Below are 8,794 nucleotides of genomic sequence, written 5' to 3'. Positions count from 1 at the left end.
AACCAGCAAGTGACTTATCAGTGCTGAAAACATAAGTACTAAGGGAAATAAACTCGTTTTATATACCTTTTTTCTAAGATGTGTTTAGGCTTGCTTTGAGTATCGTTACGCAACCAAAACAAATAAACCAAAAGGAGCAAAAATGAAAATAATCCAAAACGATGATTTGATGAGCATAGAGCAGTTAGAGTTAGAATTTGGCATATCAAAACACATGCAAGCAAGACTAAGAATGAAAATAAATCAAGGCAAGCCAGACTCCATCCCCTATATCAAGGTCAAAAGGGTAATACTATACAGCAGAAAAGCCATAAACGAGTGGCTTAAAAAATTTGCTGTAAATCCGCTAGTATAAGCAAAGCTCAAGCTAAAAAATAAGAAAAACTAAGCTTGATTTTTATACAATTGCAATTCAAGTCTTTTCAAGCAAATACAAAAGCTTTAAAAGCCCATAAAAAAAGGTATTTTAAGCGGAGTATTAAGGAAGTTATTTTTATTTAGAGAAGTTTGCTAAATTTTGGCAAATTTACTAAGAAAAAGTAAATACAGCAGTGTTTAAAGCAGTATTGAAAGCTTAAACTTTTAAATACCGACAAAATGGCAGTTCCAAGGATTAAATCTAGTTAGCCTCTAACCACCATCCTCTATTTTTACAATCTAAAGCATTTCAATAAAATCCAAAAGCAACCAGCTCATCATGTTTTACTTTTAACTACTTCACAGTAAAATCTCGAATTTCTTAAATTGCTACTCACTAAAGCGTTAAATTTAGCGAAATTTACTCGCGCGGACTTAAATTTGATCTCCAAATTTGACCCCGAGTTTTTTAGATAGATCAAATTTAATTTGGCGCCAATTTCCACCCAAACCAACCTCAAAATTTAAGCTTATTTTTTATACAATCGCCCCTAAATCCAAAAAGCGGAATTTAAGATGAAATTTATCCCCAAAACCTTGCCTTTCGTAGAATTTATCGCGCTTATGGCGCTTCTAACCTCGCTTGGAGCTATGAGCACCGACGCGATGTTGCCCGCACTCATGCAGATCGGCCTAGATCTTGGCGTGACGCAGATAAATCAAACCCAGCTCGTCATCTCCTCGATGTTTGCGGGCTTTGCCGTAGGACAGATATTTTACGGACCGCTTAGCGACTTTATCGGGCGACGAAACGCTGTGCTGCTCGCGCTTGCGATATTTACGGCAAGCTCATTTATTTCGGTCGTCACGAGCGATTTTACTGCGCTTTTGGCGAGCAGATTTTTCCAGGGACTAGGCGCTGCGGGCCCTAGGATCATCGCGATGGCGCTTATCCGCGATCTTTACGAGGGGCGCGCGATGGCTCGCGTGATGAGCTTTATCGCGGCAGTTTTTATCATCGTGCCGGCACTTGCTCCGATCATTGGCGGTTTTATCTTTAAAATTTATAATTGGCGCAGCATATTTTTGATGCTTACTTTTATGGGGTTTGCGTGCCTAGCGTGGTTTGGGCTGCGTCAGAGCGAGACTCTGCCTGAGCAAAACCGCAATAAATTTAGCCTAAATTTGATAAAAAGCGAAGCCGCGCAGGTAGTGAAAAACAGACGTACCGCAGGCTACACGATCGTTTTGGGGCTGATTTTTGGGATGTTTTTGAGCTATATCAGCACCGCTCAGCAGATTTTTGAGGTGAGTTACAAGCTAGGCGAGGAGTTTCCTATCTATTTTGCGATAAACGCGCTGGCTCTGGGCGCCGCATCGATGATAAACGCAAAGCTCGTGATGATCTACGGCATGCGCTATCTTAGCATGCGCGCTATGGGGACGTTTTGCGTTATCGCGGTCGCGTTTTTGCCGGTCGTTCTTGCGTATGACGGAGTGCCGCCGCTGTGGACTTTTATGGCGTTTTGTATGAGTAGCTTTTTTTGCGTGAGCATACTTTTTGGCAACCTAAACGCGATGGCGATGGAGCCTATGGGCAAGATCGCTGGCATGGCGGCTGCGCTGATCGGCTCGGTTTCGACCTTTATCTCGCTTCCTATCGGAGTCGCGATCGGGCAGCTATTTGAGGGTACGCTACTGCCGATGGTTGCGAGCTTTGCGCTTATCGGAGCGGCGGCGTTTGCGCTACTTTACAAGACTTCAAAGATTTCTGATGAGTAAAAAACTAGCCGAGTTTTATCAAATTTGAGCGGCAAATTCGGCTACGTTTTTGTTTATCGCGCCGTCCGCAAAAGCGCCTTATAAAGCAAATTTACGCTATCATTGCACAAATTTAAAGGCAAAATATGAAACCAAAATACAACTTTTTTAAAAACTCCAAATTTGCATTCGAGGGGCTTGCTGCGATGCTTAAAAACGAGGCGGCGTTTCGCTTTGAGCTTTGCGTTATCGTCCCGCTTGCGCTAGTTTCGCTGTTTTTACCGGTTTCCGCGGCGCAGCACGCGCTACTGATAGCAGTTTTCGGACTCGTTTTGATCTGCGAGTGCGTAAATACCGCGATCGAAGCGGTAGTAGATCTCGTTTCGCCGGGCTTTCACCCGTTAGCCAAAATCGCCAAAGACTGCGCCTCTGCCGCCGTTTGCCTCTCTATCGGTACGGCTGCAATAACTTGGGCGTGGACGCTGTTTGCGCTGGCATTTTAGCGAGTAAAATTCACCCAAAGTGGCTACTAAATTTACGCCTACAAGCTAAATTTAGAAACTCAAATTTGATATTTGGCGTCAAATTTGAGCTCAAATTTTACCGTTAAAGACTAAAGCTTTAAGCTTTTTTTGGATAAAGTTCCACTCTTATTATCAATATTAGGAAAGCTATGAAGCTACATATTTCTTGGTTTAAATTTACGATTTTAAACGCCGTTTTTATCGCTGCACTAAATTTCACATTATTTAAATTCGCCTACTCAAAGCTTAGTTTTGACGCGGACGCGCCTATGGCCGCGAGTCTGCCGATCATCTATTTTTCGCTGCTTTGCGCGCTATTTTCGCTCATTTTTTTACCGTATTTAGCTAAGCCCGTTAGTATCGCTGCGATTGCCATTACGTGTGGCAGCAGCTACTTCATGCAAAGCTACGGTATCATAATCGATAGCGAAATGATAAGAAACGTTGCGCAAACGGACGCAGGCGAAGTCTTAAGCTTTTTAAATCCAAAGCTCGTTTGCTATATGCTATTTTTGGGCGTTTTGCCCTGCCTTTTAGTCGCGTTTACGACGATTGAGTACGGCAGCGCGAGGCGGCATCTAAAGGTCAAATTTGCCGCATTTTTCGGATTTCTAGCGCTAGCGGTGGCTCTATTTTTGCCGCAAACCAAATCCATCATCCCGTTTTTTCGCGAAAATAGCTTCATTAGAGCCTACAACCTGCCGTTTTATCCGATTTACGCGGCGCAAAAATACGTAAAACTCGAGTTTTTTAAGCCCGAATTTAAACAAATCGGTCTAGACGCGACGATGAGGCCAAGCGATGAGCGACGGCTAATGGTGCTGATCGTTGGTGAAACGGCCCGCGCGAAAAACTATTCGCTCGGCGGATACGCCAAGAACGATACGAATTTTTACACGAAAAATGAGCCAAATTTGGTCTATTTCGGCGACGCTCGCTCGTGCGGAACTGCGACAGCTGTCTCTCTGCCGTGCCTGTTCTCAAAGTCCACGAGAAAAGAATACAGCAGCAAAGAATTTAGCGAAAACGCGCTTGATATCCTAAAACGCGCGGGCGTCAAGGTTGTGTGGCTAGGCAACAACTCGGGCAAGTGCAAGGGCGTTTGCGACCGCTTGGACGCGGGCGACGTCGAGTATTTTGACGCCGGATATGATACGAATATGCTGCCCTCCTTAAAAAAACGCCTCGAAAATCTCGCGCAAAACGAGATAATCGTCCTGCACCTGCAAGGCTCGCACGGCCCGGCCTACTACGCGCGCTATCCGAGCGAATTTCGCAAATTTACCCCGACTTGCGACACGAGCGAGCTTAGCTCCTGCGATAGCGATAGTATCGTAAACACATACGACAACACGCTGCTTTTTACGGATTTTTTTATTGACGAGGTCATCAAGGCAGTCAAGGACGCGGGCGGCGATAAAAGCGCGGTTTGGTACTTCTCCGATCACGGCGAGAGCCTGGGCGAAAACGGCATCTATCTGCACGGCATGCCCTACGCCATCGCGCCAGAGACGCAAAAGCACATCCCGATGATGGCGTATACGAACGATGAAAGGACGCTATCTCGCCTGCGCGCGCAAAAGGACGACGCTGTCTCGCACGATAATGTTTTTAGCTCGTTGCTTGGGTTTTTTGGAGTGGAGACAAAGGAATATGACAAAAAACTAGACATTTTTAATTAAGCAATTTTAGCGGCTTGTCTTTTTTCCGCCATACGTCGTTAGCGGCTCAGTCGGCTTCAGTCACGTATTATATTATACGCTCCTTTGCCCTTGCTCATCCGCCTCGTCTATCACAAAAATGCTTCGCCTTGACTCTTTGCGTTCAAATTCGAGAATTTCGACTTCAAATTTTACATAAATAGTTAAGGCGAAGTATCGTGAGATGATTTTAAATGTTTTGAAGTAAATTTCGTCCCAAGACTAGACATATAGTCTGTCGCAGGGCGAAATTTACGAAATCATTTAAAAGCACTCGCGAGACAAGCCGCAAATAGCCAAAATTAAGCTCTTTGCCAAATTATTTTCCTCCCAAACCCCAACGCATTATGCGTAAATTTAACCCAGCCTAGGCTCAAAGCATAAAGGCTCGGGTTCATCGCCAAAGCATAAGGAAAGCGCGCGAAGTAGATTTTCATCTGCTGCGCGGTTGCGGGGGCGGCTAGGGCGCGAAACTGCACGCCCTCTATCTTGCCCACCACCTTCGTATCAAGCGCTACCGTGCCGGCTACGCCAGGCTCTGCTAAAAACGCCCTCACGTGAGCGCTCTGCTCTCCGCCAGCTACAATAAAAGCCAAATTTTCCTCGTCAAAAGCGTAAAAGCAGCTCGCGCAGTATGGTCTGCCATCATCTAAAACAGCAAGGCTAAGCAGGTGCATTTTGCGGATAAATTTTAAAATTTTCTCATCCATTTCGTCCGCCTTAAGCGCTAAAAATTTGAGTCAAATTTGCCGAAACCCAGCTAAAATTTAGCGCCAAAAAGCAAGCTAAAACTAGCCAAAAAACAAAGATAAAAAGCTCGATTTTGACAAATTTAGCTCCCGCTTTTTCGCGTTTAAATAAAGCCACCCCAAGCCCAGCCGCAAAGCCGCCGATAAAGCTAAAATAGTGCACTGCCGCGGGCTTAACGAAGCTTGGGAGTTTGCCCGCGAAAAATAGCGAAAATATCGTAAGCGAGATCAAATTTGCCAGTAAAAAATAAAACGCGACGACGGGAATTTGCGGGAAAAATCCGTGCAAAACAAAGCTCAAAACGGTCGCGCTAATGAGCAAAAATACGCGCGTTGCAAAACAGCACATTTTCATCCTTTTTTTGAGTGATTTTAGCGCAAGGGGTATTAAGAAAAAAGAAATTTAGCCGATATAAAGCCAAAAGGACGGCAAATTATGAAACTACAAAACTACCAAAGCGCGAGCCTAAACAGCTTTGATTTTAGCTTTAAAACCAGTAGCGGCGACGAAATAAATCTAAAAATGTACGATAACAAAACAGTAGACTACGCTAGCGCTAAAACAGCGGGCGCATCGGCATCTGCGCTCACTCTCACGCACGAGTACGGCTATAGCTTTTCGTATAAAGGCGACGGTCTGGACGCGCGCGATAAAGAGGAACTAGCAATCGCTCTAGAAAAAATAGTGCCCAGCATAGATAAATTTATGAAAAACGTCAAAGATGGCGAGGATCCGATATTTTCACGCGTGACAAATCTCGCAAACTCCCTTCGCAAGGAGCTTCCCGAGATAAAAGACGCAAATCATAAAAATTTTATCGCAGACGGCATGCTAAAGCTTTTTGATAGGCTGATGGAGCAAAACAAAGCGGATAACAGACTACTTCAAAACTCCAAAAAGCTCTTTGACGAGCTCATTTCTCAGCTGGATAGCTTTAAATTTTACGTTTAGTTCGCGGTTTAAAATTTTCGCTATAATTCATAAATTTTAAAAATAGGAAAATTTATGAACGCGAATGAAAAAATCACCCAAATGCTAAATCTCCAGCAGAGCCTAAACGACGATACCAACGGCATCGGCTGGGAAAACGGCATCAACAAAAACGGCAAACTCATCAACTGGAAACGCTGCATATATATGGAGTGCGCCGAGCTCATAGATAGCTTTGCCTGGAAGCACTGGAAAAGCATAAACGCACCGACAAATGAAGAAAATCTGTGCGTCGAGGTCGTGGATATCTGGCACTTTTTGATGAGCTTGATGCTCGAGCAGTACAAGCTAAATAACCTCGGCGATATCGCAAAGCTCTCAAGCGACATCTGCGCTAGCAGCGGCTTTGATGCGTTTTGCCGCGAGCCGTTTAACGTCGCTGATGAAAACATCTACGAGATCATAAACGACGTCGAAATGCTCATAAACAAGTGCTCCGGCTTTGAGTATTCGCTCTTTGACCTGCTTAAAATTTACTTCTCGATGAGCCTAAAATGCGGCGTAAATCTTAGCTCGCTTTACGAGTGCTACGTAGGTAAAAACGTGCTAAATCGCTTCCGCCAAGATCACGGCTACAAAGAGGGTGCGTATAAAAAGGTCTGGAACGGCAAAGAAGATAACGCCGTGATGAACGAGATTCTAGCTCGCGGGCTAAAAAGCGTGGATGATATCTACGCCGCGCTAGAGGCCGAGTACAAGGCGGTAAAATAAAATTTGACGGCTTTGCGGGCTAAATTTGCGCTTGGATCGTTAAATTTAGCAAATTTAACTCGCCGCCAGGCAGTTTAAGTTGCGGGCGGTTAAATTTGGGCACGGTTTAGCTGTGCTTGAAAAAACCTGCCGTTTAGCCGGCAAAAATTTACGCCGCATGCAAGTCTAGCGCCACAAAAAGCGGGCCAAATTTGATAAATTTAACTAAATTTGCAGCCGAATTTAAATCGGTCAAATTTAGCCGCGAAGTCTATGCTCACGTTAAATTTGCGCGCCATTGGAAACATTCGCCGCGCCGCTTTGCGCAAAGCAAAAAATGCGCGTCAAATTTAGAAAAGCCGCCGCGCCCCAAACGCCCTTTTGCCGCAAAACGGCATAAATTTAAACAAATGGAGATTCGTTGCTCGCTGATATTTTACGCCTTTCGTTAAAGGACCTTTTCACGCCCAAATTTATCGCGCTCTCTATCCTGCCGCTCGTTTTTTCTGCGATCATCATCGCAGTGATCGCGATGTTTGGCGGACGTGAGCTATACGAGGCGCTAAACGAGGCCGTATCGGGCGAGGCGGGCGCGCTGGCCGAGTATCCGATGGCGGCTAAAATCCTTAGCCTAGGCATCGCAAAATGGCTCATCGGCGCGATATTTTACGCTGTCGGCGCATATCTGGTCGTCATGCTTTCGGTTTTTTGCGCGCTCGCGGTTGCGGGCTTTCTAACGCCGACGATCGCCCGCGAGATAAACCGCAGGCACTACCGCGTGGACGAGTCGCAGCTGGCAAACATCAGCCTAGCTCGCCAAACGGCTCTCATGGGTCAAATTTTACTCAAATTTATCCTAATCGCGCTTATTTGCGTGCCGATTTTAGCCGTGCCCGCACTAAATTTCCTCGCCCTGCACCCGGCGTTTTTTTACCTTTATTATTCGCTACTCTTCATCGACATCGCGCCAAACGCCCTCTCGCGGCACAAATTTGAGCTTTATTTGCTGGACTACGGCGGATATAAATTTAAAGCCGCCGCGCTGTGCTTTTACCTGCTTTGTTTGGTGCCTATTTTCGGACTTTTCTTGCAGGTTTTTTTCGTTATTTATTTTTCGCATTTTTTCTTTTTACGCGAGACTTCACGCTTGACGTAAATCATTTCAAATCAGCGAAAAAATAAATAAAATAAGCCGAAATTTTTAAAAAAGGAAAACAAATGAGAACTGAAAATATCGTAGTTTGCAACGTCTGCGGACAAAAAAGCACGGAAAACGAAAACGCCGTATTTATCCGCGCCCACAAAAACGGCGAAGAGGTCGATATCTGCACTGCATGCATCCCTAGCGTCATCCACGGCTCGGGCCTAGTCGTTCGCAGCAACGACGAAATCAAAGAGGATATGTAATCGATTTTAGCCCGCTTTGGGCTAAATTTGATTTTTTACTATTTTAACCCGCCCAAATTTACTCCAGCATTTTCAAAATTTATCGCCTTACATAGATTAAAAACAAGCCCACAAAGTTAATCCGTATTTACAGCAAGCTCAAATTTAGCCAAAAAATAAATTTGACGAGAATAGCCACAAATTTGCCGATAATTTTCAAATTTGACCCAAACTCGTAAAATACGCAAAATCGCGCAGCCGTAAATTTCAAGCTCCTAGATTTAACACAACCGTATCCGAGCCGATCAAAATTCACGCTAAAGCGCAAAATAATGTCACAATAAATTTACTAAAAAGTTACGTTTGATAAATTTAGTTTCGATACGTAACACTTATCGCCTAAAATAAAAATATAAAAATAAATTTAAATAAAAATTTTTTCTAGGAGAGTTAATATTCAACTACTAAAATTTGACGTATAGGAGTGAAGATGAGCGAGTACATCGAAAAAACGATGGAGTGGATAAAAAGAACCAATCCGGGCCAAGGCGTGTTTGTGCAGGCTGCGACCGAGGTGCTGGGCAGCCTCGAGCCGCTTATAAAAAAAGAGAGTAAATACCAAAAAAACGCGATCTT

The 8,794-nt window shown here is 44.5% G+C and carries 11 protein-coding genes; 9 read left to right on the top strand and 2 right to left on the bottom strand.

Annotated features, from left to right (window positions below; genetic code table 11):
- Positions 1 to 142 precede the first annotated feature (142 nt).
- The 5 genes from Q0546_RS05235 (at position 143) to Q0546_RS05215 (ending at position 4,324) form a co-directional block, all read left to right on the top strand.
- On the top strand, positions 143 to 355 hold the full coding sequence (locus Q0546_RS05235) for a hypothetical protein (protein ID WP_002953022.1): 213 nt from the start codon (positions 143 to 145) through the stop codon (positions 353 to 355).
- A 578-nt stretch (positions 356 to 933) separates the two neighbouring features.
- Positions 934 to 2,139, top strand: coding sequence for a multidrug effflux MFS transporter (locus Q0546_RS05230; RefSeq protein ID WP_298791166.1), 1,206 nt, complete (start codon positions 934 to 936; stop codon positions 2,137 to 2,139).
- 125 nt (positions 2,140 to 2,264) lie between these two features.
- Positions 2,265 to 2,621: a diacylglycerol kinase gene (locus tag Q0546_RS05225; protein WP_298791165.1), complete on the top strand. Its 357-nt coding sequence runs from the start codon at positions 2,265 to 2,267 to the stop codon at positions 2,619 to 2,621.
- The gene (locus tag Q0546_RS05220; RefSeq protein ID WP_298791163.1) at positions 2,594 to 2,728 is read left to right on the top strand and encodes a hypothetical protein; all 135 of its coding nucleotides are present in this window, start codon (positions 2,594 to 2,596) and stop codon (positions 2,726 to 2,728) included. The genes Q0546_RS05225 and Q0546_RS05220 overlap by 28 nt, the downstream gene beginning before the upstream one ends.
- A 63-nt stretch (positions 2,729 to 2,791) precedes the next feature.
- Positions 2,792 to 4,324 (top strand): phosphoethanolamine--lipid A transferase, encoded by a 1,533-nt coding sequence (locus Q0546_RS05215; RefSeq protein ID WP_298791161.1) that lies wholly within the window; start codon positions 2,792 to 2,794, stop codon positions 4,322 to 4,324.
- 320 nt (positions 4,325 to 4,644) lie between these two features.
- Here Q0546_RS05215 and Q0546_RS05210 read toward each other — a convergent pair whose 3' ends face one another.
- Together Q0546_RS05210 and Q0546_RS05205 are read right to left on the bottom strand one after the other, a co-directional pair.
- Positions 4,645 to 5,052 (bottom strand): pyridoxamine 5'-phosphate oxidase family protein, encoded by a 408-nt coding sequence (locus Q0546_RS05210; RefSeq protein ID WP_298791159.1) that lies wholly within the window; start codon positions 5,050 to 5,052, stop codon positions 4,645 to 4,647.
- A gap of 10 nt (positions 5,053 to 5,062) precedes the next feature.
- Positions 5,063 to 5,440, bottom strand: coding sequence for a hypothetical protein (locus Q0546_RS05205; RefSeq protein ID WP_298791156.1), 378 nt, complete (start codon positions 5,438 to 5,440; stop codon positions 5,063 to 5,065).
- Positions 5,441 to 5,527: 87 nt separating this feature from the next.
- On the opposite strand from Q0546_RS05205, the gene Q0546_RS05200 reads away from it, so the two are divergent.
- The 4 genes from Q0546_RS05200 (at position 5,528) to Q0546_RS05185 (ending at position 8,179) form a co-directional block, all read left to right on the top strand.
- The gene (locus Q0546_RS05200; RefSeq protein ID WP_002949212.1) at positions 5,528 to 6,043 is read left to right on the top strand and encodes a hypothetical protein; all 516 of its coding nucleotides are present in this window, start codon (positions 5,528 to 5,530) and stop codon (positions 6,041 to 6,043) included.
- A 54-nt stretch (positions 6,044 to 6,097) separates the two neighbouring features.
- Complete coding sequence (locus Q0546_RS05195) at positions 6,098 to 6,793, top strand: dUTP diphosphatase (RefSeq protein WP_298791154.1); 696 nt, start codon at positions 6,098 to 6,100, stop codon at positions 6,791 to 6,793.
- 400 nt (positions 6,794 to 7,193) lie between these two features.
- Complete coding sequence (locus tag Q0546_RS05190) at positions 7,194 to 7,928, top strand: EI24 domain-containing protein (protein ID WP_298791152.1); 735 nt, start codon at positions 7,194 to 7,196, stop codon at positions 7,926 to 7,928.
- 62 nt (positions 7,929 to 7,990) lie between these two features.
- On the top strand, positions 7,991 to 8,179 hold the full coding sequence (locus Q0546_RS05185) for a hypothetical protein (protein WP_002949209.1): 189 nt from the start codon (positions 7,991 to 7,993) through the stop codon (positions 8,177 to 8,179).
- Positions 8,180 to 8,794 lie beyond the last annotated feature (615 nt).

This window comes from uncultured Campylobacter sp. (genome assembly GCF_937997465.1).
Lineage (GTDB): Bacteria > Campylobacterota > Campylobacteria > Campylobacterales > Campylobacteraceae > Campylobacter_A.
The sequence above is the reverse complement of the archived record's forward strand: the minus strand, read 5'-3'. Positions and strand labels throughout refer to the sequence as shown.

Excerpts from the sequence above, each read along its gene's own strand:
- Q0546_RS05215 (WP_298791161.1), top strand. The coding sequence starts at position 2,792 with ATGAAGCTACATATTTCTTGGTTTAAATTTACGATTTTAAACGCCGTT.
- Q0546_RS05225 (WP_298791165.1), top strand. The coding sequence starts at position 2,265 with ATGAAACCAAAATACAACTTTTTTAAAAACTCCAAATTTGCATTCGAG.
- Q0546_RS05200 (WP_002949212.1), top strand. The coding sequence starts at position 5,528 with ATGAAACTACAAAACTACCAAAGCGCGAGCCTAAACAGCTTTGATTTT.
- Q0546_RS05195 (WP_298791154.1), top strand. The coding sequence starts at position 6,098 with ATGAACGCGAATGAAAAAATCACCCAAATGCTAAATCTCCAGCAGAGC.
- Q0546_RS05210 (WP_298791159.1), bottom strand. The coding sequence starts at position 5,052 with ATGGATGAGAAAATTTTAAAATTTATCCGCAAAATGCACCTGCTTAGC.
- Q0546_RS05205 (WP_298791156.1), bottom strand. The coding sequence starts at position 5,440 with ATGTGCTGTTTTGCAACGCGCGTATTTTTGCTCATTAGCGCGACCGTT.
- Q0546_RS05185 (WP_002949209.1), top strand. The coding sequence starts at position 7,991 with ATGAGAACTGAAAATATCGTAGTTTGCAACGTCTGCGGACAAAAAAGC.
- Q0546_RS05230 (WP_298791166.1), top strand. The coding sequence starts at position 934 with ATGAAATTTATCCCCAAAACCTTGCCTTTCGTAGAATTTATCGCGCTT.
- Q0546_RS05235 (WP_002953022.1), top strand. The coding sequence starts at position 143 with ATGAAAATAATCCAAAACGATGATTTGATGAGCATAGAGCAGTTAGAG.